This is a genomic window from Planotetraspora phitsanulokensis, assembly GCF_016863295.1.
Lineage (GTDB): Bacteria > Actinomycetota > Actinomycetes > Streptosporangiales > Streptosporangiaceae > Planotetraspora > Planotetraspora phitsanulokensis.
Genome location: NZ_BOOP01000004.1, coordinates 343,474 through 367,360, shown reverse-complemented (window position 1 = coordinate 367,360; position 23,887 = coordinate 343,474). Strand labels below are relative to the sequence as shown.

The window sequence follows — 23,887 nt, the reverse complement described above, 5'->3', positions numbered from 1 at the left end:
GACAAGCATGCAAAAGGCAACATATGTTGCGTGCCCGTGATCTCGATGGGAGAAGACGAGCAGGCCGGCCGTACCGCGGACGATGTGGCCGTCGAGGGCGACCTGGCGGCTCTTCGGCGGTTGACCAAGACGATCTCCGCCATGGAGACCCGGCGGACGGCGATCATCGAGGAACTGCGTGGCCAGGGGCGAGCAAGCTGGGAAGAAATCGGCCGGGCATGCGGCATGACCCGGCAGGGTGCGACCCGCCGCTGGTCCCGCCGGCTCCAGGCGGGCTCGTTCGGCATCGCGGCGGAGGCCTATCACCGGGGGCGGCCCGGATACCCGCTGTCGTCGATCGAGTGGCTGATACCGCGCAGCGCCAGGCGGGTCCTCGACCTGGGCGCAGGTACAGGAAAGTTCACCCGGCTCCTGGTCGACGCCGGCCTGAAGGTGTTCGCCGTCGAACCCTCCGAGGGCATGCGCGCCCGGCTGTCCGCCTCCGTCCCGGCCGCGGTCGTCCGTGAGGGCTCCGCCGAACACATCCCGCTCCAGGACGGTAGCGTCGACGCCGTCGTCGTCGCACAGGCCTGGCACTGGGTCGACCCCGATCTCGCGGTGCCGGAGGTGGCGCGCGTCCTCGTCCCCGGCGGGACGCTCGCCCTGGTCTGGAACATCCGCGACAACGACGAGCCATGGGTCGCCGACCTCGACGGCATCCTGCATCAGCACACCAGGCAGGCGATCGACACCCAGCCGTCGGTCGGAGAACCGTTCGGCCGCCCCGAACGACTGGAGATCCGATGGACACAGGTCATGACCCGGGCCGAACTGCTCGACATGGTCGCGTCCCGCAGCTACGTCATCGCCCTTCCCGACCTCGACAGGCAGCGACTGCTGGGTGAGGTGGAAGAGCTCCTCGACTCGCATCCCGACCTCAAGGGCAGGAGCGAGATCACCATGCCGTACATCACCCGGTGCACCCGTGTCCGCCGTCACTGACCGACAGGCCGATCACATGACCACACACCCGCTCCCGCCCGAGTCCCTCACCGTCCGCAGGCTGACCGTCGAGGACGCCGAGGAGTACCGTGCCCTCCGCCTGGAGGCGCTGAGACGCGCGCCCACGGCGTTCACCTCGAGCTTCAGCGAGGAGAGCGCCAAGCCGCTGTCGGCGACCATCGACCGGCTGGCCGCCGCCGGCAGACCCCACGACACGGTGCTGGGTGCCTATGACGGTGGCCGGAACCTCGTCGGCGTCGCCGGCCTGGCGGTGTCCGCACGTCGCCAGGAGCGCCACAAGGCGACGCTGTTCGGCATGGCCGTCGCGCCGCACGTCACCGGCCGGGGCATCGGCAAGGTGCTGGTGAGACGGGTCCTCGACCTCGCCGCCGCCGTCGACGGCCTCGTTCAGGTGGGACTGACCGTCTCCGAGGGCAACCTGCCCGCCGAGCGTCTCTATCGCTCGTGCGGGTTCGAGGTCTGGGGACGGGAACCGCGGGCGGTCCTCGTCGACGGAACGGTCATCGCGAAACTGCACATGATCCGCATGCTCGACGAGCCGGCCCGGCCCTGACCTCTGCCCGGGCACGTCCCCCCAGGGGCGCTGATGCCGGGCGGCTGCGGCGCCCGGCCGGCAAGCCGGACGCCGCAACCGCTGTCAGGCCGGTGATGTGACCGCTCGGCCGAAGTGCCGGGCGAAGAACCGGACCGCGCTGTCGGCCTCGAACCTGGGCAGTTCCTTGTGCTTGCCCGCGTTGGCGTGCAACGTCTTCTCCTTCGAGGCGAAGGCGTCGAACAACGCGAGACCGGCCTCGCGCGGGATGTGCTCGTCGTCCCACTGCATGTCGAACTCGATCGGGATCGTGATCTGCTTCGCCTTCTCGGCCAGGACATCGGGCCAGTGCTGGCCGAAGACCGCGGCCGTGATCCTGGGTTCGATCGCCACAAGCGGTATTCCGATTGCGGTGCCCATGTTGATGCCGAAGTAGCCGACCGGCCCGTCGGTGCCGATCTCCGGAAGTTCCTGGAGGGCGTCCAGGGTCGCCTGCCACTCGGGCACGGCGCTCTCCGCCAGGTGGGCGTTGTAGCGGACGACGATCGGGCCTTCAGGCTCGCCCGCCGCCCTCGCCCGGTACAGCGCGGCGATCTCCTGTTCGTCGTGCGCGGTGCGCGGCCGGTCGCCGTGCCCGGGCGCGTCGATGACGGCGACATGGAAGCCGCAGCCGGTCACGAGAAGGTGGGCGCGGCCCGCCATCGCCGGATGCTTCTTGTGGTTGCCGCCGCCGTGGCCCATCAGGACCAGGGGCGCGCGATCGGCGCCGGAAGCCGGCGACCAGAGAACTCCGGGGACGTCGCCCGCGGTGAAGTCGCGTTCGATCATGCCGTTCGACGACGACTCGGCGGTGAACTGCAGAGAGTGCATAGGGGTTGCCTTTCGGGAGTGCCTTGCGTCGAGGCGCTCCCGGCGACACCTACGTCAATCGCCCGACCGTGACGAGAGGGGGAGACCCCACATGGATACGGCGTTCATGGGTCTCACCTCCTCGGACGGTGTCGCGGTCGACTGGAAGCTACCAGTCCGACCGCGATCCCGCCCAACCCTTTTCCCGCCACGTGATCACAACTCCAGACAGGCCCTAGGCGAGGCGGCTGCGGATCCGCCAGATCGCCAGGAAGAGCAGGAGTGCGGCCAGGGCCGTGAACAGACCGGCCTCGATGAACTGGAGCGGCCAGAAGTTGCCGGCGGGCTGGTAGAGCTGGAAGTTGTAGGCGCCCGGATCGATGGAGGCGCAGGGTCCTCCCGGCTGGCCGGCCACGGAGGGAGAGCACTGGGTCTGCTGGCCCGACGAGATCACCTCGCCCGCGGCGTTCTTGATCCCGACCGAGAAGGTCCAGTCGCCGAGCGACGGGTTGGGACGCTGCCCGCCGATCACCGGGTAGGTGCGCTCGAGAGCGGGCAACACGTGCCCGCGCACCTGCTGGAGCACGACGAAGCGCAGGGCCAGGAAGCCGGCGAGCGCCGCCGCCATCGCCGGGAGCACCCGCCGCCAGACGGTTCCGGCGAAGACGCCGAGCGCCACCGCGAACAACGCGTACGCCACCGGCACGATGCCCTGGACGTCGAAGCTGAGCTCGCTCAGCCGTCCCCGTCCCGCGTCGTTGAGCGGTGCGAGCCACCACGACACCAGCAGCGCGTAGCCGGCGGAGACGACCGCGGTCGCGGCGATGATCAGCCCGAGCTTGACCCCTGCCCAGCGCATCCGGCTCACCCCCTGGGTCCAGACCAGGCGGTGGGTGCCGTGCTCCAGCTCCCGGGCGACCAGCGGGGCGCCCCAGAACAGTCCCGCCAGCAGTGGCAGGAAGACGAGCAACATGCTCAGCGTGGTCGCCGATTCGTACCGAGTGGTGAAGACGCCGGCGAGGGAGTCGCAGTCGGTGCTCCCCGTGAGGAACTCCGCCTTGCCCACTTCTCGCAGGCAGCGGGCGAGGCCGCTGTCGGTGAAGGCGTTCCGCATGGAGATCCCGGTCGGGATCAGCAGGGCGGCGAGCGCCGCGAGGCCCAACGCGGCGAAGAGCGCCTGCCTGCGGTGCTGCCGCCAGGTCAACCAGATCATTTCGCGACTCCCAACACGGCCCGGCCGGGAGCCGGGTGGGCGAGATAGGCCAGGACGAGGTCTTCCAGGGTGACGTCGTGCGCGGTCCAGGCGGGGTCGAGGATCGGCCCGTTCGTCCGGACCAGCAGGGTGGTCTGCCTGTCGGTGTGGCTCTCCCGGATGACGGCCGCCACACCCGCGATGTCCGCCCGCTGGCGGCGGGGACCGATCAGCGCCTTGTGCTCGCTCACCAGCTCGTCCACGCCGCCGAGCAGTTGCACGTGTGCGGTCTGGAGCACGATCAGGTAGTCGCAGACCCGCTCCAGGTCGCCGAGCAGGTGGGACGACAGCAGCACGGTGGTCTCGCCGTCGGCGACGGCGCCCATCAGCACCTGCATGAACTCGCGGCGGGCCAGCGGGTCCAGGCTGGCGACCGGTTCGTCGAGCAGGAGCAGTTCGGGTCGCTTGGCCAGCGCCAGGGCCAGCGCGACCTGGGCGCGCTGACCGCCGGACAACGTCTCGACCCGGCGGTCGAGCGGGAGTCCGAGCCGCTCCATCCGGTCCCGGGCGAGCGGGGTGTCCCAGCGGCGGTTGAGCCGGGCGCCCATCGTGATCAGCTCCGCCACGGTGAAGTCCGGGTAGAGCGGGGTGTCCTGGGCGACGAAGCCGACGCGGTCCAGCAGGTCGCGGTCGCCGTACGGGCTGCGGCCCAGCACGCGCAGTTCGCCCTCGGTCGGATGGAGCAGGCCGACGGCGAGATTCAGCAGGGTGGACTTGCCGGCGCCGTTCGGGCCGACGAGTGCGGCCACGCGTCCGGCGGGCACATGTAACGAGCAGTCCTTCAGCGCCCAGTTGCGCTTGTACCGCTTGCCGAGGCCGTGTGCCTCCAGGGCCGTGCTCACGCTATTTCCTCCCTTTTCTCGTCGTCTTGAAAGGTGGCGCGCATCGTGGTCTGGATCAGTGCGACCACGTCCTCCTGTTCCAGCCCCGCCGTACGGGCTCTGCGCAGCCAGCCGACCAGTTCGCGGCGCAACTCGGCCTGTCCGGCGAGGGATGGGCCCGCCAGGGTGCGGCGGACGAACGTGCCGACGCCGGGCCTGCCCTCCACCAGGCCTTCCGCCTCCAGATGGCGGTAGGCCTTCAGCACGGTGTTGGGGTTGATCGCCAGCGACTCGGCCACGCTGCGGACCTTGGGCAGCTGGTCGCCCGGCTCGATCAGCCCGGTCCGCAAGCCCTGTTTGACCTGCTGAACGAGTTGCATGTACGGCGCGACCTGGGAGTGGCCGTCAAGCAGGAACTCGATCACGCGGATGTCCTCCTCTCTATTGTCTTATGACAATAGGACAATGAGACAACGATGCGATCGCGAACCCTTGCTGTCAAGGGGGCCGCGGTCCGGAGCGGACGCGGGGGAGAGGCCGCCCCGGGTCACCGAGATCGGATGAGCGGCGTCGGTGTCCGGGTGTCAGGGCGTCACCAGGGCAGGCCGCCCGCGCGATCGAAGAAGGTGCCGGTGGGCCCGTCCGGGCCGATGGTCGCGGCCCGGACGATCGCCTCGGCGCCCTGCTCGACCGTCTGGATTCCCTTCCCCGACAGGCCGTGGAGGTCGGTCGCGGTGAGGCCGGGTTCGACGGCGTTGACGCGCATCTCCGGCAGGCCCTTGGCGTACTGCACGGTGAGCATGTTCACCGCCGCCTTGGACGACGAGTAGACGGGAAGGGCGTAGGTGCTCTCGGCGCGCCCGGGGTCGGTGACCACTCCGAACGAACCGAGGGTGGTGCCGACGTTGACGATCACGGGGGACGCGGATGCGCGCAGCAGGGGCAGGAACGCCTGCGTCACGCGCACGACGCCGAAGACGTTCACGTCGAAGACGGAGCGAGCGGCTCCGATCGAGACGTCCGCCGGCCCCACCATGCCTTCGAAGATCCCCGCGTTGTTGACCAGGACGTCGAGCCGGCCCTCCGCGCGGGTGAGCTCGGCCGCCGCCGCGGCCACGGAGGCGTCGTCGGTGACGTCGAGGGGCAGGAAGCGCGCGCCCAGCTCGTCGGCGGCCGCACGGCCGCGGCCGGCGTCGCGGGCGCCGACGTAGACGGTGTGCCCGAGCGCGAGGAGACGGCGGGCGGTTTCGCGGCCGAGGCCCTTGTTGGCCCCGGTGACGAGGGTGACGGTCATGAGTGATCTCTTTCAGTCGTGATTCCGGCCTCGAGTCTCGGTCCCGCGCAGGTCGGGAGGGGTAGGTCCCGCTCATCCTGGGAGCGGCAGGGACAGTCACACCTGGCCGAAGGCGGCTAGCCTCGGTCCCGTGGATACGACCAACGCGCTGGGCGCCTACCTGCGCGCCCGACGCGATCTGGTCCGGCCGGAGGACGTCGGCCTGATCGCCGGCGGGCGGCGGCGGGTGCCCGGTCTCCGCCGCGAGGAGCTGGCGATGCTGGCCGGCATCAGCTCCGACTACTACCTGCGTCTGGAGCAGGGGCGTGACCAGCATCCCTCCGCCCAGATACTCGACGCGCTGGCCAAGGCGCTGCGGCTCGACGCGGCCGCGACCGCCCACCTGCACCGGCTGGCCCAGCCGAGGGCCCGCCGTTCCCCGCGTGCGCGCGCCGAGCGGGTCCCCACCGGGATCGCGCAGCTCATCGACCAGCTCCCGATGCCGGCCTACGTGTACGGCAGGTACATGGACGTGCTGGCGGCCAACGCGCTCGCCCGCGCGCTGTCGCCCAACTTCCGACCCGGCCGCAACGTGCTGCGGCAGGTCTTCCTCGACCCGGGCGACCGCGAGCTGCACCTGGACTGGGAACGCGCGACGGCCGGCGTGGTGGGCGGTCTGCGCGCGGCGGCGGGCGCCGACCCCGAGGATCCACGCCTGGCGGCGCTGGTCGGCGAGCTGTCGATCCGCAGCGATCGTTTCCGGACCCTCTGGGCCCGAGCCGACGTCGGGCACCGTCGGGACGGCACGAGCCACATGCTGCACCCGATGGTCGGCGAGCTGCTCCTGCGCCGGGAGAAGCTCGACATCCCCGGCGCCGACGGGCAGCAGCTCATCGTCTACCACGCAGAGCCCGGGTCGGACTCGGCCCAGGCCCTCGCCCTCCTCGGGTCGATCGCCGCCACCGAGGAGCGCGAAGCGGCGGCCGCGGACGAGGACGTCGTCCGCGGGACGCCGCAGGCGACGATCAGCGATCCACGCGATGGCGGGCCGGCAGAACTCACGCCCTGAGCACGGCGGCGCTCCCGAAGCACGCGCCTCCGATCACGTCGACGCGGTGGTGGCGCCGCCGACGAGCCCGTTCCCCCGCCTCTTGGCACAGGGCTTGACAGTAGGGGCTAACCGTTAGACGTTGTGGGCTAACGGTTAGAGGGGGACGCGATGCAGCAGGAAGTGGTGCTGGCGATGCTGGCCAAGGAGCCCTCGCACGGCTACGAACTGCGCGCGCGGCTGCGCGAAGCGCTGGGCCCTCTCGGTGACGCGATGAACGCCGGGCAGGTCTACGTCACGCTGACCCGACTGGAGAAGGCCGGCCTGTTGGCGGTCGAGAGGCCGGACGGCGGCGCCGACCGGTCGGATCGCAAGGTGTACGCGCTCACCGCCGACGGCCAGCAGCGAGTCGCCGAGTGGATCGCCGAGGTGGGCTGGCCGAGACCCGACCTCGCGGAGTTCCATCTCAAGCTGATCGCGGCCGCGTCGGCCGGGCTGGCCGACCCGCTCACCATCGTCGACACCCAGCGCCGTGAGCTGCTGCGCCTGTTGCGTGACGCCCAGCGCGCCGCCATGGCCGAACCGCGCTGTTCGGACGCGGCGCTGCTGTTGGAGGGCGTCGTGCTCCGGGTTCAGGCGGACCTGCGCTGGCTCGAGGCATGTGAGAAGAACTGGACCCACCGAAGGAGTGGATCGTGAGCGACGCCGCCGACATGTCCGTGCTTCGCGCCCGCGGGTTGCGAAAGGACTACGGCAAGGGGGAGGGGTTGGTGCGCGCCGTCGACGGGGTCGATCTCGACGTCCGCGCGGGAGAGACGGTGGCGGTGACGGGACCCAGCGGCTGCGGGAAGTCCACGCTGCTGCACCTGCTCGGAGGGCTGGACCGGCCCTCGGGCGGGGAGGTGTCGCTGAACGGCCGTCGCATCGACGACATCGGCGAGAGGGCCCTGGCCCGGATGCGGAGGACCGATGTCGGCTTCGTCTTCCAGGCCTTCCACCTGATGGAGGAGCTCACCGCCGTGGAGAACGTCGAGCTGTCGGCCCTGCTGGCCGGGCGCTCGCCGCGGGCCGCCAGACGGCGTGCGGAGGAGTTGCTGGAGCAGGTCGGGCTCGCGGACCGGGCGGGTTTCCTGCCCTCCGCGCTGTCCGGCGGCCAGCGGCAGCGGGTCGCGGTCGCCCGGGCCCTGAGCAACGAACCGTCGGTCGTCCTCGCCGACGAGCCGACCGGGAATCTGGACAGCGCCGCCACCCTGGACGTCCTCAACCTCTTCGAGAACCTCCACACGTCCGGGCAGACGCTGGTCGTCGTCACCCACGACGCGCGGATCGCGGCCACCGCGGACCGGATGCTCTCGATGCGCGACGGCGTGTTGGTGGACGAGACCAGGTTGACCGGCGGCACCACCGGGCGGCTCGGCGCCCTCGTCGGACTGGAGGACTGAGGGCGATGGGCCGCATCCTGCTCGTGGGCCGCCTCGCCGTGCGCGACCTCCGGCGGCGCCGCGTCGAGGCCGTACTTCTGCTGCTCGCCATCATGGCGGCCACCACGACGTTGACGCTCGGGCTCGTCCTGCGTGACGTGGCGAACGATCCCTACCAGAGCACTCGGGCGGCGACCGACGGGCCCGACGTGGTCGCCGGCGCCGGTCTGATCCCTGGCGGCGACCGGCCCGCCGAGCTGTCCGGCCTGGAGGAACTGGCCGGTGCTCCCGGCGTCGTCGACCACAGCGGGCCGTACCCCGTCACGCCGGCTGAACTTCAGGCATCCGGCCGGACGTCGGATGTGCAGGTCGTGGGGCGCGACGCCGCGCCCGCGCCGGTCGACCAGCCCGAGGTGACACAGGGCGCCTGGGTCAGCGACGGCGGTGTGGTGGTCGAGTCCGCCTTCGCCCACGCGCTCGATGTGCGCGTGGGCGATCCGGTCACTCTCGGCGGCCGGTCGTTCGAGGTCGTCGGCGTGGCGGTCACCGCCGCCGTGGCCCCCTACCCGGAGACGTCGTGCCTCGTCGCCGTCGGTTGCGCGAGCGGTGCGACTCCCGAGGAGCTGTCCGGGCTTCCTCCGGGTTTGTTGAAGAATCCAGGTCTGGTCTGGCTCACCCAGGCGGACGCGCGGAGCCTCTCCCCGGATCCGGGCTCCCTGTCGTACGTGATGAACCTGAAGCTCGCCGACCCGGCTGAGGCTCAGGCGTTCGCCGTCGCGAACGCTCGGGAGAACCGGGGCGCTCTACGCCTGGAGTCCTGGGTGGACATCCGCGAAGAGGCCACCGAATCGGCCGCGGACGCCCAGATCCTGCTGCTGATCGGAGCCTGGCTGCTCGGTCTGCTCGCCGTGGCCAGTGTCTCGGTGCTGGTCGGCGGCCGGATGGCCGATCAGACCAGACGCGTCGGACTCCTCAAGGCGGTCGGCGGCACACCGAGCCTGGTCGCCGCCGTGCTGCTCGCGGAGTACGTCCTCGTGGCCGTCGTCGCGGCCGCGGCCGGGTTGGCGGTCGGCTCGCTGACCGCTCCCTTGCTCGCCGAGGCCGGCGCCGGCCTCATCGGCAGGGCGGGCACGCCGCCGATGACCATGTCCACGGTCGTTTCGGTGACCGCCGTGGCACTCGGGGTCGCGGTGGTCGCGACCTTCGTGCCCGCCGTGCGCGCCGCCCGCTCCAGCACCGTCGGCGCGCTGGCCGGCTCGGCACGCCCGCCCCGCCGCACCGGCTGGCTCATCGCGATCTCGGCGCGGCTGCCCGTCCCGCTGCTTCTCGGTCTGCGGGTCGCCGCCCGCCGGCCTCGACGGGTCGTGCTGAGCGTGGTCAGCATCGCGGTCACGGTCAGCGGGATCTACGTCGCGCTGATACTCGACGCCTTCCTCGCCGCCGACCCACTCGCCGCGGGAGTGGACCAGGCCCAAGCCGAGTGGCTGCGCCAGGTGCTCCTTGTCGTGATGGTCATAATGTTCTCCCTGGCGGCGGTCAACGCCGTCTTCATCACGTGGGCGACGGTGCTCGACAACCGGCGCTCCTCCGCCCTCGCGCGTGCCCTCGGCGCGACTCCGGGCGAGGTGAGTGCGGCGCTGGCGGCGGCGCAGGTGCTCCCCGCGCTCGTCGGCGCCGTCCTGGGCGTCTTCCCGGGAGGCTTCGCGCTGTTCCACGCCGTCAACGCGATCACCGGCGGCGACGGCGACAGGGCCACGCTTCCGCCGCTCTGGCAGCTGCTCGGCGTGGTGTCGGCGACCGTGCTCGTGGTGGCGGCGCTCACCGCTGTTCCCGCCCGCCTCGGCGGCCGCCGTCCCGTGAGCGAGACCCTCCAGGCCGAGCTCGCATGATTCGGGCAGGCGCCGCCGGTGACCTCGTCCTGAGCCGGGACGATCAGCGATCCACGCGAAGGCGGCCCAGCAGGATCGACACCGTGAGCACGGCGGCGACCGCGAAGCACGCGCCTCCGATCACGTCGACGGGGTAGTGGTAGCCGCTGCCGACGAGGCCGATCCCCGCCGTGACCGTCACGACGACGGCGACCGCGGCGGTCACGGCCCGCGCCGTCCCCGCTCTGGCCAGCACGGTCAGCACGGTGAGCGTGGCGACGAGGCTGACGGTGTGGCCGCTCGGATAGGCGAGGTAGCCGTTGAGCGGGCGGTCGAACAGCGGTTTGAGCACCCAGGTGTTGAGCGCCACCGGCAGCAGCGTTCCGGCAAGGCAGAGGGCGACCGCGTCCCAGCGGCGCCGCGCCGCGCAGACGAAGGTCATCAGTGCGATCAGGGGGATCAGGACATATGGCTCCGTCGGCAGAAGGAACAGGCGCAACAGCAGGCCGTCCCGCGAGAACTCCTCGATGATCCAGCGTTGGAGTCCGCCTTCGAAGGGCCCGGGCCGCTGATCGCCCGCCACCCACAATCCCAGTCCCAGCGTGGCCGTCGCCGTGACGGCCGCGCCGGCGCCCTTCCCGCTCACCATGCCTTTCCCGATCACCACGCCTGGACCCTATCCGGGGCGTTCCGCCGCGAAAAACGTGGGTGTGACACGCCCACCTTTCCGACCGCCGCCTGACCTAACGTGATGCGAAGCCGCCCCGCGACGTCGGGCAGTGGGCGGGGCCGGTCGGCCCCGCCCGCCGCGCGGCTCCGCGGGTGGGGGAAGTCCTTGTTGGAAAGGATTCGGCGATGGCGGATTTCCGCATTACCACCGCGAGCGTGGACGACATCAGACGGCTCGGCGAATGGGCCGCCGACGAGGGCTGGAACCCGGGCAGGTCGGACGGCCAGAGCTTCTTCTCCGCCGATCCGCGCGGCTTCTTCTTCGGGAGGCTCGACGGACAGGCCGTCGCGTCGATATCCGCCGTCCGGTACGGAACCGATTTCGGGTTCATCGGGTTCTACATCGCCCGCCCGCCGGTCCGCGGGCAGGGCTACGGAATCCAGGTCTGGCGGGTGGGCGTCGAACACCTCGCCGGCCGCAACATCGGGCTCGACGGGGTCGTCGAGCAACAGGACAACTATCAGAAGTCGGGGTTCCGGCGCGCCTGGAACAACCTCCGGTTCGAGGGCGTGCCGGAGAGCGCCGACGCGCCCGGCGACGTCACACTGATCGACGCGCGGACGGTTCCGTTCGACCTGCTCGCCGCCTACGACCGCCGGTTCTTCCCCGCGCCGCGCGACGCGTTCCTGGCCTCATGGGTCAACCTGCCCGACCGTACGGCTCTCGCTGCCGTGCGCGACGGCCGGCTGCAAGGTCTCGGCGTCATCCGGGCCGCCGGGCCCTCGCCGCGGGTCGGGCCGCTCTACGCCTCCTCCCCGGACGTCGCGCTCGCGCTGATGAACGCGCTGGCGGCCGCCGTGCCGGGGTCGCCCGTCGTCATCGACGTCCCCGACATCAACATGGCGTCCGTTCTGATGCTGGAACGGCTCGGGTTGGAGCCGGTCTTCGAGGCGGCCCGGATGTACACCGGGCCCGTGCCCGATGTCGACCTGCCGGGGATCTTCGCCGTCACCAGCATCGAGCTCGGTTAGGCGGTGCCCGCCGTCGGCGATTCGAACGCGTCGAGGGCGATCTCCAGGTCGAGGGATCCGCCGGCCTCGTGCCCGTTGAACTCCCAGGCCCGGATCTCCTTGCGGCCCGCGTAGGCGTGGAAGGCCGCGAAGGCGGTCGACGGCGGGCACACCTGGTCCAGCAGCCCGGTCGAGAACCACGCCGGCGCGGTGGCGCGCTGCGCGAAGGCGATCCCGTCGAAGTACGCCAGGGTCTCGAAGACGCCCGCCACCGCGCCTCGATGCGTGCCCAGGTATCCGGCGATCTCGAGATACGGGCCGTCGGTGCTCTGCCGGACGCCCTGCCGGATGTCGCACAGCAGCGGCGCCTGGAGATGAACCGCGCGCAGGTCCGGCACCAGGCCCGCCGCGGCCAGCGCGATCCCGCCGCCCTGGCTCGCGCCGACGACCGAGACCCTCGCCGGATCGACCAGGTCGACGGCGCGCGCCGCCTCGACCGCCCGGACGGCGTCGGTGAACACGCGCCGGTAGAAGTACGTCTCCTTCGCGGTGATGCCACGGGTCATGAACCCCGGGTACGACGGGCCCGAGCCGACCGGATCCGGGGTGTGCCCGCCCGCCCACGCCCCGCCCTGGCCTCGCGTGTCCATCAGCAGGTGCGCGTAGCCGGCGGAGGGCCACAGCAGGTCCTCCAGCGGGTGGCCGCGGCCGCTGGCGTAGCCGTGGAACTGCACGACGGCGGGCAGCGGACCGCTTCGGTGGCGGGGGACGCGCAACCACGCCCTGACCGGGTCGCCGCCGAATCCGCGGAAGGTCACATCGAACACGTCGATGGTCCGCAGCCTCGTGCCGACCGGGGTCAGCGTCAGGTCGAGGGGGTGGGACGCCGCGGCGTCGAGGGTGCCGCGCCAGAACGCGTCGAAGTCCGCCGGCGTCTCGTAGGGACTGCGGTACGCCCAGAGATCGGCCTGTTCGGGTCCGGCGGTCATCGGCCAGGTGTTTTCTCACGAATGTCCAGTGACGGTCCGAGGAGGACCTCCTCACCTCCGGCGAGGGTCCGTTCCACGGTCTCGTCGCCGAGGCGGACGCGCACGGTGCGGGTTCCCGGAAGGGCGTTGCGAAGGGTCAGCGAGGTGAGCCCGCCGCGCCGCCAGTCGAGGCCGACGATCCAGCCGCCGCGGCAGCGGACACCCCGCACGGATCCGTCGTCCCACTCCCGGGGGAGGGCGGGAAGGATGCCGATGACCCCGCCGTGGCTCTGCACGACCATCTCCAGCAGCGCAGCCGTGAACCCGTAGTTGCCGTCGATCTGGAACGGGGGATGGGTGCTGAACAGGTTGGGCAGCAGCCCGCCCCAGAGCGAGCCGTCGACGGGGAGGTTCACCTCCGGGTCGTCGCTGTACGGGCGGGTCGCCTCGAGGAACAGGTCCCGTGCGGTGCGGGCGTCGCCCAGCCGCGCGCGCAACGCGATCTTCCAGGCCCAGGACCACCCCATGGCGCCGGGGCCGCGGGCGTCCATCGACCGCACGGCCGCCGCCGCGAGGTCCGGCGTCTGTACGGGATCGATCTGCCCGAGGGGGTAGACGCTCGCGAGGAACGACAGGTGCCGGTGGTGCGGGTCCTGCTCCGGATGGTCCTCGGCCCATTCCCGCAGCCGCCCGTCGGGTGCGATCTGCGGCGGGCGCAACCGCGGCGTCGCCGTACGGATCCGGTCGAGGATCGGGTCGTCGAGGGCCAGGGCGTCCGCCGCCTCGAGGCAGTGCGAGAACAGGGCGCGAATCAGCGCCATGTCCATCGCGGTGGAGTACGACAACGACTCGGGGGTGCCCTGACGGGAGACGAACAGGTTCTCCGGCGAGGTGGAGGGGATGGTGTCCAGCCGGCCGTCCGGGCCGTCGACCAGCCAGTCCAGGCAGAACTCGGCGGAGCCGCGCAGCAGCGGCCATCCTCTGTCGCGGAGGAACTCAAGGTCCTGGCCGAACTCGAAGTGCTCCCAGAGATGATGGGCCAGCCAGACGCCGCCCATCATCCAGATCGCCCACGACGGGTTCCCGTGCCCCATGCCCACAGGGAGGGACCAGCCCCACATGTCGGTGTTGTGATGGGTGACCCAGCCGCGTGCGCCGTACAGTTCCCTGCTGACCCGGCCCCCGGTCCGCGCGAGCCGTTCGATGAGGTCGAACAGCGGCTCGTGGCACTCGGGCAGACCCGCGCTCTCCGCGCCCCAGTAGTTCATCTGGGTGTTGATGTTGATGGTGTAGTTCGACGACCACGGGGGACGCATGTCGGCGTTCCAGATGCCCTGCAGGTTGGCGGGCGGCCCGGCGGCGGGCCGGGACGACGACGCGAGCAGGTACCTGCCGAGCTGGAACATCACCGTGGCGACCAGGCCCTCGTCCTCGCCGGTGAGGATGTCCTTCTCGACGTCGAACGTGCCCGCCCGCCGGTCGCCGATCGTGAGCCGCACCGGGCTCAGCAGGCCGCGCAGGTCGCGCCGGTGCGCACGCAGCAGCTCCGCGGCGCCCGCCGCGACCGCCGCCTCCGCGTCGCGCACGGCACGGGCCAGGTGGTCCTCCCTGGACGCGGAACGGACCTCGTCCGCAGGGTTCGCCCAGTAGTCGGCTGCGCTGGTCGAGCTGGTGATGACGATCAGCGCCCGGGACATGCCGCGGACCGACCAGACCCCGTCGGAGGCCGAGACCTCTCCGTCGGTGGCGACGCGCACGGCAGCCGCGGCGAACGGGTCGTATCCGCCGTCCGCGGAGGCGGCGTACCGCAGGGGCTCCGCCACGTCCGGCTCGTGCATCGGCGCGCCGTCGACGGGGACCTCGACGCCGAGCGTGAGCCCGGACGCGTCGGCGGCGCGGTGGACCTCTCGCAGCGGAGAGGACGCCTCCAGCCGCATGTCCGCCGTCCCGCCCTCGACGGTCACCTCGACGCAGACGGCCCGCGCCGGCCGGCTCGCCCAGATCCTCCGGCGTACGGAGCGTCCGCCGAGCTCGAAGGCCTCGCCGGCCACGCCGTCGTCGAGGTTCAGCGTGCGCCCCAGGTAGGCGGCGTCGCCGTCGGCCTCCACCGTCGCCCACAGGTCGAAGAAGGGCAGGTACTCCTGGCTGTAGTCGCCCTCGAAGGACATCAGCAGGTCCTCGGCGCGCCGGTGGTCCTCGTCGCGGACGGCCTGCCGCACCTCGGCGAGCCGTTCCGGGCCCGCGCCGGAGGCGAGAACCGCGGCGAGGGCGTCGGCCGGGCCCTGCGGCCGCCCCGACCAGACCGTGGAGTCGTTGACCTGGAGCCGGCTGCGGCCGGGGCCGCCGAACACCATCGCGCCGAGCCGTCCGTTGCCGACGGGCGCCGCCTCGAACCAGTTCGCCGCCGGCCGCGGCCACGCCAGCACGAGGTCGTCGCCGGCCGCCTGTTCCTCTTCCATGTGGTGCCCCCCGGGGAGTGCGATGGTGTCGATGATGTCGGGGCCCGGAACGGCGACGCCGTCCCGGGCTCCCCGATGTGGTGACTACCGGACGTTCAGCGGGACCTCGACCTTGTCGATGTCCGGCGAGTAGACCGGGGTGCTGCTGTCGATCTCGATGGTGTTGGCGCCGGCGTGCAACTGCATGGGCACGGTGACGGTGGCGGCGATGTCCCAGCCGCCGCTCGGCGGGAAGGCCAGGGTGACCGCGTTCTGGCCGTTGGCCGAGACCGTGGCCGAGCGCGGGTCGCCCGTGACGTAGCGGATGTTGACCTGGTAGACGCCCGTCTTCGGCACGGTCACGTTGTTGATGCGCAGTGCGCCGCCGTTGTAGAGGTTGCCGACCTTCGCGGCGCCGGAGCAGCCGGAGCAGCCCGCGTTCGAGGCTCCGTTCACGAGGGTGTTCCCGCTCGCCTCGGCCTCGTAGGAGACCGTCTTGGGAGCCGGGCTCTTCGGCGTGACCCGGAACAGCCGGGAGCCGTGCGCCGGGAGGGTGGCGGATATGGAGCCGTCACGGACGCCCAGGTCCGAGTGCTGCCACAGGTCGCGCACCGCGGCCTTGCCGCCGAAGCCGAAGCTGGTCCAGTCGGCGGTCACCTGGGCGGGCAGGCTGCCCATGTTGAACAGCGCGACGGTGTAGGAGCCGTCGGTGTTCTTGACGCCCCAGACCTGGCCGGGGCCGGTGGGCGTCACCGGCCGGGCCGGGATGCCCTGCTGGTCGACCGCGATGACCTCCTTGTTGGTGAGCAGGGACAGCCCGTAGGAGTCGAGCGTGGTGAGGTCGTCACCGGTGTAGAGCGGCGCCGCGGAGATCGCCCACAACGTCATGTAGCTCTGCCGCTCGTCCTTGGACAGTCCGTCCATCTCGCCGTTGCCGACGTCCAGGGAGTCGAGGTCGTTCCAGCCGCCGGGTCCCGCCCACGGGGTCCAGGCCGGCACGTCGTCCCACCTGATCTTGACTGAGTTGTTCCACGTCACGAGGGTGTCGCAGTAGCACTCGACGTCGGTCTGGATGCGCCAGCCGTTGGCGTACTTCTTCCAGTCGGCTGCGTGGTTGCGGTCGAGCGACCACGACACCAGGAAGCGGATCGGGCGGCCGGTGGCGTCGATGGCCGCCCGCCAGGCGGCGACGTCCGGGATGTTGTTGTAGTTGTCACCGCTCTTGAACGAGCCGGGGCCGACGCCGTCGAGCTTCAGGAAGTCGTAACCCCAGTCGGCGATCAGCCGGGCCTGCGAGTCGATGTACTTCTGTGAACAGGGCTTCGAAAAGTCGATCTTGTAGGAGCTGTCCCAGCCGTTGGTGGTGCGCAGGTCCGGGTACACGATGTCGGCGGTGGTGCAGCCGGGGGCGTTCCAGATCGGCGTCGTGCCGCCCGCGTACGCCTCCTTGGCCAGGCCGACGGCGAGGTAGATGCCGGCCTTGAGGCCCTTGGCGTGGATCTGGTCGGCGACGTACTTCATGCCGTGCGGGAACCGCTCGGGCGAGGCGATCTCGCGTCCGTACTCGTCGAACCCGGGCGCCCAGGAGGTGGTCCTCGACCAGCCGGCGTCGATGTTGACGTACTCGTAGCCGTACGGCTTGAGCTTCTCGGCCAGCACGTCGGCCTGCTCGAGCACGTGGGCCTCGGTCAGCCAGTTGCCGTTGCCCCCGGGGTTGACCCCCGGGTAGTTCGTGGACTGCAGGCTCCAGCTGCTCCAGCCCATGAGCGGGCGGGCCGCGACGCCGTCGGCCGCCGCGGCGCTCGAGGCCTTCTGCGCGGCCGCGCGCTCGGCGGAGGAGGGGTCCTCGGTGACGGCGCCAGGTGTCACGGCGACCGCGTGCTGCTTGGGCTTCGGGCCCGGCCCGGCGGCCTGCGCCGAGGCCGCGCCCGTGCCGAGGGTCACGGTCAGCGCGGCGGCCAGGGCCGCGGCGCCGGTGCGGATCCCGCGTCCGCGCCGGGCGGGGGAGCCGCCGGGGCGTCCGGGAATGCCTGATTGCGACTGCACAGTCACGCCTCCTGGGTGGGGGTGATTCCGGCCGGGGAGGCGGCCGGACGAGGGGGGATGCGAGGGGGCGTTCAGGGGGCGACGAGCGACTGGATGCTCACCGCGGCCGCTCCGCGCGCCCATTGCTCGAAGGGCAGCGGGCGGATGGACAGCGGGCACTCGACGGCGGCGCCGAAGGCCTGGCGCTCGAAGCCGGTGCGGATGTGCCTCTCGAACAGGTCATAGGCCGCGAGGCCTTCGCCGGAGACGACGATCCTGGCCGGGCCGACCAGATTGGCCACGGCCGCGATGCCGAGCCCGATCGCCTCGCCGCCGCGGGCGAAGACGGCGCCGATCCGCTCGTCGCCGGCGCGGGCGAGGGCGACGGCGTCGTCCATGGTGAGGTCGGGCCGGCCCGAGGTCTGCCTGGCCTGCCGGACGATGGCGGGGGTGCCGGCGATGGCCTCGACGCAGCCCCGTCCGCCGCAGTGGCACTCGGGGCCGGTGGCGTCGACGCCGATGTGGCCGATCTCGCCGGCGACGCCGTGTGAGCCGGAGACGAGCCGGCCGTTGACGACCAGGCCGCAGCCGATGCCGGTGCCCACGGTGACGAGGGCGAACGACTCGGCGCCCACGCCCTCGCCGAACCAGTGCTCGGCCGTGGTCAGCGCCTTCACGTCGTTCTCCACCGTGACGGTGAGCCCGGTGACCTCCGCGGCCCGCTCGCGCAGCGGAACGTTGTGCCACTGGAGGAACGGCGAGTACCTGACCAGGCCGGTGGCCCGGTCGACGTCGCCGGATACGGCGAGCCCCAGTCTGCGGGTGCGGGGCCGGTAGCCGCCCGGGCCGTCCAGAAGGTCGTCGACGAGGTGGCCGAGCTCGGTCAGGACGGCGTCGACGCCGGGGTCGGTCAGCGGCCGGTGGGCCGAGGCCCGCACGTCGGCGCACAGGTCGATGACCACGCCGATCAGCTCGTCGCCGGTGATCTTCACGCCGACGAAGTACTCGCGGTCGGCCTGTACGGCCAGCGGGCTGGCCGGACGGCCCGCGCCGGGGCCCGTCCGTTCAGTGGCGGCCAGTTCCTGCAGGTAGCCCATCTCGATGAGCGGCCGCGCCGCCTTGGTGACGGCGGCGGAGGACAGCCCGAGCCGGCGCGCTAGGCTGACGCGACTCAACGGCCCCTCGGTCAGGACAGCCGTGAACACGGCCGTCGCCGCCGGAGTCTCCGTGAGAGCGCCCGTGCCGGTCTCGGTAAGCATGGCCCGAAACGTAGGCGTAATAATTTCCTTCGTCAAGTATTGATTTGCGCGCCGGACGAAGCCTACGCTCAGCGGCACTCACCGGCCTGCCCGCCCCGATTTCGAGGACCAGATGCCCTCCGTGCTGTTCCATCCCGACCACCGCCTGTGGCTGTTGCGCGGCCCGACCTCGGCGTACGCCATCCGGCTCGCCGAGGACGACAGCGTGCGGCACGTTCACTGGGGTGCCGCGCTGACGCTCGACCAGGCGGCCGAGCTGCCTGAGCGCGTGTCACCGGCGGCGAGCAGTTTCGAGTCGGTGGCAGGCGTCGACGAGCTGGCGGTGGAGGGCGGGGCCCGCTTCGGTCCGCCCAGCCTACTGGTCAGGTTCGCCGATGGCACGCGTGGCGTCGAATGGCGCTACACCGGTCACGACGTCGACGGCGGCCACCTGCGCATTCACCTGCGCGATCGGCACTACCCCCTGCACGTGACCCTCAACTACCGGGTGCACGACGACAGCGACGTGATCGAGCGGTGGACGAACGTCGAGAACCGCGACGAAACGGCGCCGGTCACGGTGCTGCGGTGCGACTCGGCCGCCTGGGCGGCGCCGCACCGGGCGCACTACCGGATGAGTCACCTCGTCGGCGGCTGGAACAGCGAGTTCCAGGTCCGGCGGACCGACGTCCCCGTGGCCGAGACGGTCCTGACCAGCCGGCGCGGCATGACGAGCCACCACGCCAACCCCTGGCTCGCGGTCGACGACGGCACCGCGTGCGAGAACTGCGGCGAGGTCTGGAGCACCGCGCTCGCCTGGAGCGGAAGCTGGCGGATCTCCCTGCACCGGGACCCGGTCGGGCGGACCACGTGGACGGGCGGGTTCGGCCACGAGGGCCTCAGCTGGTCGCTGGCGCCCGGCGAGGCGCTGGAGACCCCCGTCTTCGCCGGCCTCTACACGGCGAACGGGTTCGGGGCTGCCAGTCGCGCCTGGCACGCGCACGTCCGCGCACGTGTTTTGGCCCACCCCGACGAGACCCGGCCCGTCCTCTACAACTCCTGGGAGGCGACCGGATTCGACGTCGACGAGGCCGGCCAGATGGCGCTCGCCGCACGGGCCGCGAGCCTCGGCGTCGAGCTGTTCGTCATGGACGACGGCTGGTTCGGCGGGCGCAGGAGCGAGCGCGCCGGCCTCGGCGACTGGGCGCCCAACCCGGACCGGTTCCCCTCGGGGCTGGGCCCGCTCGCGGCCGAGGTGCGCCGGCTGGGCATGCGCTTCGGCATCTGGGTGGAACCCGAGATGGTCAACCCCGACAGCGACCTCTACCGGGCCCACCCGGACTGGGTGCTGCACATGGCCAACCGCGGCCGGACCGAGATGCGCCACCAACTGGTGCTCAACCTCGCCCGGCCCGACGCCGCCGAGTGGACCCACACCTGGCTGGACCGGCTGGTGGCCGAGCACGCGATCGACTTCCTCAAATGGGACGCCAACCGCCCCTTCACCGAGGCCGGCTGGCCCGGCCACGGCGACCCCGACCGGTTGTGGATCGAGCACACGCGGTCGGTCTACCGGATCATGGACCGGCTGCGGGCCGACCACCCGGGCCTGCGCATCGAGGCGTGCTCGGGCGGCGGCGGCCGGGCCGACCTCGGCATCCTGGCCCGCACCGACCAGGTGTGGGCGTCGGACAACACCGACCCGGTCGACCGGATCGGCATCCAGCGCGGATTCAGCCAGCTCTACCCGGCGCAGGTCATGAGCGCCTGGGTGACCGACAGCCCCAACGTGGCCACCGCCCGGCGGACTCCGCTCCGCTTCAGGTTCCACGTCGCCATGGCCGGCGTCCCCGGCATCGGCGGCGACCTCACCACGTGGACGCAGGAGGAGCTGAAGGAGAGCGCGGAACTGGTGGCCGTGTACAAGCGCATCCGGCACGTCGTCCAGCACGGCGCGCAACACCGGCTGCGCGGCGACGGCATGCTGACCGGCGTGGAGTACGTCCGCGAGGACGAGCACGTCGTGCTCGCCTGGTGCCCCACCAGGGCGTTCGGCCACTCCCCGGCGCCGTTGCGCCTGGCCGCCGTACGGCCGGACGCCGTCTACCGGGACCTGGACACCGGGGCGACCTACCCGGGAGCGGTGCTGCTGCAGTCGGGCCTGCCCCTCGGCCTGCCGCCGGGCGACCACGCCAGCGCCCTCGTCCGCCTGCGGAGGGTGGACCAGGCATGAACACTCCCCTCACCACCATTGGAGATCCCATGGCATCGCACAACCCCACGCCGTTCCTCGAGTCCAGGCTGGACCGGCGCACGTTGTTGAGGGGGCTCGGCGGCGGGGCCGCCGCGCTCGCCGCGGCGCCGCTGCTCGCGGCCTGCAGCGGCGGCCCCGCCCCGTCCGACCCGGCGGTCAAGGCGACCTCGGTCGGCTCGGGGCTGTCCGACCCGGTCCCGAGGAGCGCCATCCAGGCGATGGTGGACGCGTTCAAGGCCAAGTCCGGCGCGACCGTGAAGACGAACGTGATGCCGCGCGCGCAGCTGGTCGACAACATCAGCTCGTACCTGCAGAGCAACCCCGAAGACGTGATCACCTGGTTCGCCGGCTACAAGATGCGGTACTACGCGGCCAAGGGGCTGCTCGCGCCGGTCGACGACGTGTGGGCGCAGATCGGCGGCAACTTCTCCGAAGGCCTCACCAAGGCGTCCGAGGGCGAGGACGGCAAGAAGTACTTCGTGCCGAACTACAACTACCCGTGGGGCTTCTACTACCGCAAGAGCGTGTGGCAGGAGCACGGCTACGAGATCCCCGGCACCTTCGACGCCTTCCGCGCGCTGTGCGAGCAGATGAAGAAGGACGGCCTGACCCCGATCGCCTTCGCCGACAAGGACGGCTGGCCGGCGATGGGCACGTTCGACTACATCAACATGCGCACGAACGGCTACCAGTTCCACCTCGACCTGTGCGCCCACAAGGAGTCCTGGGACCAGCAGAAGGTCAAGGACGTCTTCGACAACTGGAAGGCGCTGCTGCCGTACCAGGACAAGGCCGCGCTCGGCGCGACCTGGCAGGAGGGCGCCCGCTCCATGACGAGCAAGAAGGCGGGCATGTACCTGATCGGGGCGTTCATCGCGCAGGACGTCACCGACAAGGAGATCCTCGCCGACCTCGACTTCTTCCCCTTCCCCGCCATCGCGGTCGAGGGCACCGACGCCATCGAGGCCCCCATCGACGGCTTCGTCCTGTCGAAGCGGGCCGGGTCCAACAAGACGGCCAAGGACATGCTGGCCTTCTTCGGCAGCGGCGCAGGTCAGGACGCGTACGCCGCCAAGGACTCCTCCAACCTGCAGACCGCGAAGGACGCGAACACCGCGTCGTTCAGCGAGCTCAACAAGAAGGGCGCGGCGGCGATCGCCGACGCCAAGTACATCAGCCAGTTCTTCGACCGCGACGCCCTGCCCGCGATGGCGAACAACGTGATGATCCCGGCCCTGCAGGGCTTCATCAAGGACGGCACCATCGACACCCGCGCCATCGAGGCGCAGGCCAAGTCCCTGTACGCGGCCGAGTGAGCCGATGAGCGTCATGCCGCAGACGACCCTGCCCTCGGCGGCCGCCGCGTCCGCCGGCGTGACCGCGCCTTCCGCGCGGCCACGCCGGGTGCGGCGGCTGTCGGGGCGGGATCGGCTCGTGCTCGGCGTGATGGTGGGCGTGCCGACGCTCATCCAGGCCGTGCTCGTGTGGATCCCCACGCTCCTGTCGGTCGGGTTGTCGTTCACCAAGTGGAACGGGCTCGATCTCGCCGACATCCGGCCGGCGGGCCTGAGCAACTACACCTACGCGGTGGAGGAGTACCCGCCGTTCTGGCCGGCACTGGCGCACAACATCATCTGGCTGGTCTTCCTCGCCCTGGTCGCCACCCCGATCGGGCTGCTGCTCGCCGTACTGCTCGACCAGAAGATCCGCGGCACCCGGCTCTACCAGAGCGTCTTCTTCACGCCGGTCATGTTGTCGATGGTCATGGTCGGGATCATCTGGCAGCTGATCTACGCCCGCAACGAGGGCCTGCTCAACAACCTGCTCGGCACCGCGGGGACGCCGGGCGCCGTCGACTGGTTCGGCGACTCCGACGTCAACCTGTGGGCCGCGCTGGTGGCGACCACCTGGCGGCACGCCGGCTACATCATGGTGCTCTACCTGGCCGGGCTGAAGGGCATCGACCCGAGCCTCCGGGAGGCCGCCGCGCTCGACGGCGCCAACGGCCGGCAGACGTTCTTCCGGGTGATCCTCCCGGCGATGCGGCCCATCAACATCGTGATCGTCGTCATCACGATCATCGAAGGGCTGCGGGCCTTCGACATCGTCTATCTGATCAACAAGGGCACCAACGGGCTCGAACTGCTCAGCGTCCTGGTCATCCAGAACCTGGTCGGCGCGGGCCAGGTGATCGGTGTCGGGTCGGCTCTGGCGGTGATCCTGCTGGTCATTTCGCTGGGCCCCATCGTCTACTACCTGGTCCGCACCTTCCGGAGGGCTGACTGATGACGGCGACAGCGCCGATCGCGCCGGCGGCCGGCCGGCCCCGCCGGCACTACGGCACCCACCTGTTCCTCGTCGTCATGGCCGTCATGTGGCTGGTGCCGTTGCTGTGGACGCTCTACGCCGCCCTGCGCCCGAAGGCGGTGACCGACAAGTACGGGTACTGGAGCCTGCACGGGCCGCTCAACCTGGACAACTTCACGGCCGCGTGGAGCCAGGGCGGCATGGCGACCTACTTCGGCAACACGCTGCTCATCACCGTCCCGTCGGTGGTGCTCACCCTCGGGTTCGCCTCGATGATGGCCTTCGCGGTGAGCCGCTTCACCTGGAGGTTCAACCTGACGCTGCTGATCCTGTTCACCGCGGGCAACATGTTGCCGCCGCAGGTGCTCGCGGCCCCGCTGTTCGAGATGTTCAAGCACACGCCGCTGCCGTACTCGATCAGCTCGTCCGGCACCCTGCTGGACACCTACTACGCGGTCATCGCCGTCGAGGTGGCCTTCCAGATGGGCTTTTGCACGTTCGTGTTGTCCAACTACATGAAGGCGCTGCCGTCCGGCCTGACGGAGGCGGCCCGGGTGGACGGCGCGAGCGTCTGGCAGCAGTACAGCCGCATCATCATGCCGCTGACGCGCCCGGCGCTCGCCGCATTGGGCACGCTGGAGGTGGTCTGGCTGTACAACGACTACTTCTGGCCGCTGCTGTTCATCCACAGCGGCGACCGGCTGCCGATCACCACCGGGATCACGAACCTGCAGGGGCAGTTCCTGCTCGACTACAACATGATCGCGGCCGGGGCGACCATCACCGTCATCCCGACCCTGGCGGTCTATCTGGCCCTGCAACGGCACTTCGTCGCCGGTCTGACTCTCGGCGCCAGCAAGGGCTGAGGCCGGCCGTCGGCCATGGCCACCTGAGCAGCGACCCGGTTTCGA

General features: G+C 71.2%; 21 protein-coding genes. 11 read left to right on the top strand and 10 right to left on the bottom strand.

What is annotated here, in order from left to right; translation table 11 throughout:
* The first annotated feature begins 30 nt into the window (after nucleotides 1-30).
* Complete coding sequence (locus tag Pph01_RS07360) at nucleotides 31-981, top strand: methyltransferase domain-containing protein (RefSeq protein WP_239116498.1); 951 nt, start codon at nucleotides 31-33, stop codon at nucleotides 979-981.
* Nucleotides 982-997: 16 nt separating this feature from the next.
* Nucleotides 998-1,555 (top strand): GNAT family N-acetyltransferase, encoded by a 558-nt coding sequence (locus Pph01_RS07355; RefSeq protein WP_204072191.1) that lies wholly within the window; start codon nucleotides 998-1,000, stop codon nucleotides 1,553-1,555.
* An 84-nt stretch (nucleotides 1,556-1,639) separates the two neighbouring features.
* Here the strand turns inward: Pph01_RS07355 and Pph01_RS07350 are convergent, their stop codons facing one another.
* The 5 genes from Pph01_RS07350 to Pph01_RS07330 form a co-directional block, all read right to left on the bottom strand.
* Nucleotides 1,640-2,404, bottom strand: coding sequence for an alpha/beta hydrolase family protein (locus tag Pph01_RS07350; RefSeq protein WP_204072190.1), 765 nt, complete (start codon nucleotides 2,402-2,404; stop codon nucleotides 1,640-1,642).
* A 214-nt stretch (nucleotides 2,405-2,618) separates the two neighbouring features.
* Nucleotides 2,619-3,596, bottom strand: coding sequence for an ABC-2 membrane transporter-related protein (locus Pph01_RS07345; protein WP_204072189.1), 978 nt, complete (start codon nucleotides 3,594-3,596; stop codon nucleotides 2,619-2,621).
* Nucleotides 3,593-4,477, bottom strand: coding sequence for an ABC transporter ATP-binding protein (locus Pph01_RS07340; protein WP_204072188.1), 885 nt, complete (start codon nucleotides 4,475-4,477; stop codon nucleotides 3,593-3,595). The genes Pph01_RS07345 and Pph01_RS07340 overlap by 4 nt, the downstream gene beginning before the upstream one ends.
* Nucleotides 4,474-4,881, bottom strand: coding sequence for a GntR family transcriptional regulator (locus Pph01_RS07335; protein WP_203954316.1), 408 nt, complete (start codon nucleotides 4,879-4,881; stop codon nucleotides 4,474-4,476). The genes Pph01_RS07340 and Pph01_RS07335 overlap by 4 nt, the downstream gene beginning before the upstream one ends.
* Before the next feature lie 167 nt (nucleotides 4,882-5,048).
* Nucleotides 5,049-5,750, bottom strand: a complete 702-nt coding sequence (locus Pph01_RS07330) for an SDR family NAD(P)-dependent oxidoreductase (protein ID WP_204072187.1) — start codon at nucleotides 5,748-5,750, stop codon at nucleotides 5,049-5,051.
* Between the two features lie 130 nt (nucleotides 5,751-5,880).
* On the opposite strand from Pph01_RS07330, the gene Pph01_RS07325 reads away from it, so the two are divergent.
* The 4 genes from Pph01_RS07325 to Pph01_RS07310 all read left to right on the top strand — a co-directional run bounded on the left by Pph01_RS07325 (nucleotide 5,881) and on the right by Pph01_RS07310 (nucleotide 10,087).
* Nucleotides 5,881-6,798, top strand: a complete 918-nt coding sequence (locus Pph01_RS07325) for a helix-turn-helix transcriptional regulator (RefSeq protein WP_204072186.1) — start codon at nucleotides 5,881-5,883, stop codon at nucleotides 6,796-6,798.
* A gap of 150 nt (nucleotides 6,799-6,948) precedes the next feature.
* Nucleotides 6,949-7,476, top strand: coding sequence for a PadR family transcriptional regulator (locus tag Pph01_RS07320; RefSeq protein ID WP_204072185.1), 528 nt, complete (start codon nucleotides 6,949-6,951; stop codon nucleotides 7,474-7,476).
* 14 nt (nucleotides 7,477-7,490) lie between these two features.
* Nucleotides 7,491-8,219, top strand: coding sequence for an ABC transporter ATP-binding protein (locus Pph01_RS07315; protein WP_204072310.1), 729 nt, complete (start codon nucleotides 7,491-7,493; stop codon nucleotides 8,217-8,219).
* A 5-nt stretch (nucleotides 8,220-8,224) separates the two neighbouring features.
* A complete protein-coding gene (locus Pph01_RS07310) occupies nucleotides 8,225-10,087 on the top strand; it encodes an FtsX-like permease family protein (RefSeq protein WP_204072184.1) in 1,863 nt (620 codons plus the stop codon).
* Nucleotides 10,088-10,130: 43 nt separating this feature from the next.
* Here the strand turns inward: Pph01_RS07310 and Pph01_RS07305 are convergent, their stop codons facing one another.
* A complete protein-coding gene (locus Pph01_RS07305) occupies nucleotides 10,131-10,733 on the bottom strand; it encodes a phosphatase PAP2 family protein (RefSeq protein ID WP_204072183.1) in 603 nt (200 codons plus the stop codon).
* Nucleotides 10,734-10,951: 218 nt separating this feature from the next.
* Between Pph01_RS07305 and Pph01_RS07300 the strand changes: the two genes are divergently transcribed.
* Nucleotides 10,952-11,767, top strand: a complete 816-nt coding sequence (locus Pph01_RS07300; protein WP_204072182.1) for a GNAT family N-acetyltransferase — start codon at nucleotides 10,952-10,954, stop codon at nucleotides 11,765-11,767.
* Here Pph01_RS07300 and Pph01_RS07295 read toward each other — a convergent pair.
* The 4 genes from Pph01_RS07295 to Pph01_RS07280 all read right to left on the bottom strand — a co-directional run bounded on the left by Pph01_RS07295 (nucleotide 11,764) and on the right by Pph01_RS07280 (nucleotide 18,436).
* Nucleotides 11,764-12,735, bottom strand: a complete 972-nt coding sequence (locus tag Pph01_RS07295) for an acetylxylan esterase (RefSeq protein ID WP_204072181.1) — start codon at nucleotides 12,733-12,735, stop codon at nucleotides 11,764-11,766. The two genes, Pph01_RS07300 and Pph01_RS07295, sit on opposite strands and share 4 nt — an antisense overlap.
* Nucleotides 12,732-15,173, bottom strand: a complete 2,442-nt coding sequence (locus Pph01_RS07290) for a glycosyl hydrolase family 95 catalytic domain-containing protein (protein WP_204072180.1) — start codon at nucleotides 15,171-15,173, stop codon at nucleotides 12,732-12,734. Before Pph01_RS07290 ends, Pph01_RS07295 begins: the two co-directional genes overlap by 4 nt.
* An 84-nt stretch (nucleotides 15,174-15,257) precedes the next feature.
* Nucleotides 15,258-17,198: an alpha-galactosidase D gene (locus tag Pph01_RS07285; RefSeq protein WP_204072179.1), complete on the bottom strand. Its 1,941-nt coding sequence runs from the start codon at nucleotides 17,196-17,198 to the stop codon at nucleotides 15,258-15,260.
* A 71-nt stretch (nucleotides 17,199-17,269) separates the two neighbouring features.
* The gene (locus Pph01_RS07280; RefSeq protein WP_204072178.1) at nucleotides 17,270-18,436 is read right to left on the bottom strand and encodes an ROK family transcriptional regulator; all 1,167 of its coding nucleotides are present in this window, start codon (nucleotides 18,434-18,436) and stop codon (nucleotides 17,270-17,272) included.
* Between the two features lie 112 nt (nucleotides 18,437-18,548).
* Here Pph01_RS07280 and Pph01_RS07275 point away from each other — a divergent pair, with 112 nt between their 5' ends.
* From Pph01_RS07275 to Pph01_RS07260, 4 genes are read left to right on the top strand one after another with little or no spacing between them, the layout of a single operon-like run.
* Nucleotides 18,549-20,648, top strand: a complete 2,100-nt coding sequence (locus tag Pph01_RS07275) for an alpha-galactosidase (RefSeq protein ID WP_204072177.1) — start codon at nucleotides 18,549-18,551, stop codon at nucleotides 20,646-20,648.
* 29 nt (nucleotides 20,649-20,677) lie between these two features.
* Nucleotides 20,678-21,985 (top strand): ABC transporter substrate-binding protein, encoded by a 1,308-nt coding sequence (locus Pph01_RS07270; RefSeq protein ID WP_204072176.1) that lies wholly within the window; start codon nucleotides 20,678-20,680, stop codon nucleotides 21,983-21,985.
* A 13-nt stretch (nucleotides 21,986-21,998) separates the two neighbouring features.
* Nucleotides 21,999-22,955: a carbohydrate ABC transporter permease gene (locus tag Pph01_RS07265; RefSeq protein WP_239116497.1), complete on the top strand. Its 957-nt coding sequence runs from the start codon at nucleotides 21,999-22,001 to the stop codon at nucleotides 22,953-22,955.
* A complete protein-coding gene (locus Pph01_RS07260) occupies nucleotides 22,955-23,842 on the top strand; it encodes a carbohydrate ABC transporter permease (RefSeq protein ID WP_204072175.1) in 888 nt (295 codons plus the stop codon). The genes Pph01_RS07265 and Pph01_RS07260 overlap by 1 nt, the downstream gene beginning before the upstream one ends.
* Nucleotides 23,843-23,887: the final 45 nt, after the last annotated feature.

Excerpts from the sequence above, each read along its gene's own strand:
- Pph01_RS07355 (WP_204072191.1), top strand. The coding sequence starts at position 998 with ATGACCACACACCCGCTCCCGCCCGAGTCCCTCACCGTCCGCAGGCTG.
- Pph01_RS07350 (WP_204072190.1), bottom strand. The coding sequence starts at position 2,404 with ATGCACTCTCTGCAGTTCACCGCCGAGTCGTCGTCGAACGGCATGATC.
- Pph01_RS07345 (WP_204072189.1), bottom strand. The coding sequence starts at position 3,596 with ATGATCTGGTTGACCTGGCGGCAGCACCGCAGGCAGGCGCTCTTCGCC.
- Pph01_RS07330 (WP_204072187.1), bottom strand. The coding sequence starts at position 5,750 with ATGACCGTCACCCTCGTCACCGGGGCCAACAAGGGCCTCGGCCGCGAA.
- Pph01_RS07320 (WP_204072185.1), top strand. The coding sequence starts at position 6,949 with ATGCAGCAGGAAGTGGTGCTGGCGATGCTGGCCAAGGAGCCCTCGCAC.
- Pph01_RS07315 (WP_204072310.1), top strand. The coding sequence starts at position 7,491 with ATGTCCGTGCTTCGCGCCCGCGGGTTGCGAAAGGACTACGGCAAGGGG.
- Pph01_RS07310 (WP_204072184.1), top strand. The coding sequence starts at position 8,225 with ATGGGCCGCATCCTGCTCGTGGGCCGCCTCGCCGTGCGCGACCTCCGG.
- Pph01_RS07295 (WP_204072181.1), bottom strand. The coding sequence starts at position 12,735 with ATGACCGCCGGACCCGAACAGGCCGATCTCTGGGCGTACCGCAGTCCC.
- Pph01_RS07290 (WP_204072180.1), bottom strand. The coding sequence starts at position 15,173 with ATGGAAGAGGAACAGGCGGCCGGCGACGACCTCGTGCTGGCGTGGCCG.
- Pph01_RS07280 (WP_204072178.1), bottom strand. The coding sequence starts at position 18,436 with ATGCTTACCGAGACCGGCACGGGCGCTCTCACGGAGACTCCGGCGGCG.
- Pph01_RS07275 (WP_204072177.1), top strand. The coding sequence starts at position 18,549 with ATGCCCTCCGTGCTGTTCCATCCCGACCACCGCCTGTGGCTGTTGCGC.
- Pph01_RS07270 (WP_204072176.1), top strand. The coding sequence starts at position 20,678 with ATGGCATCGCACAACCCCACGCCGTTCCTCGAGTCCAGGCTGGACCGG.
- Pph01_RS07265 (WP_239116497.1), top strand. The coding sequence starts at position 21,999 with ATGCCGCAGACGACCCTGCCCTCGGCGGCCGCCGCGTCCGCCGGCGTG.
- Pph01_RS07260 (WP_204072175.1), top strand. The coding sequence starts at position 22,955 with ATGACGGCGACAGCGCCGATCGCGCCGGCGGCCGGCCGGCCCCGCCGG.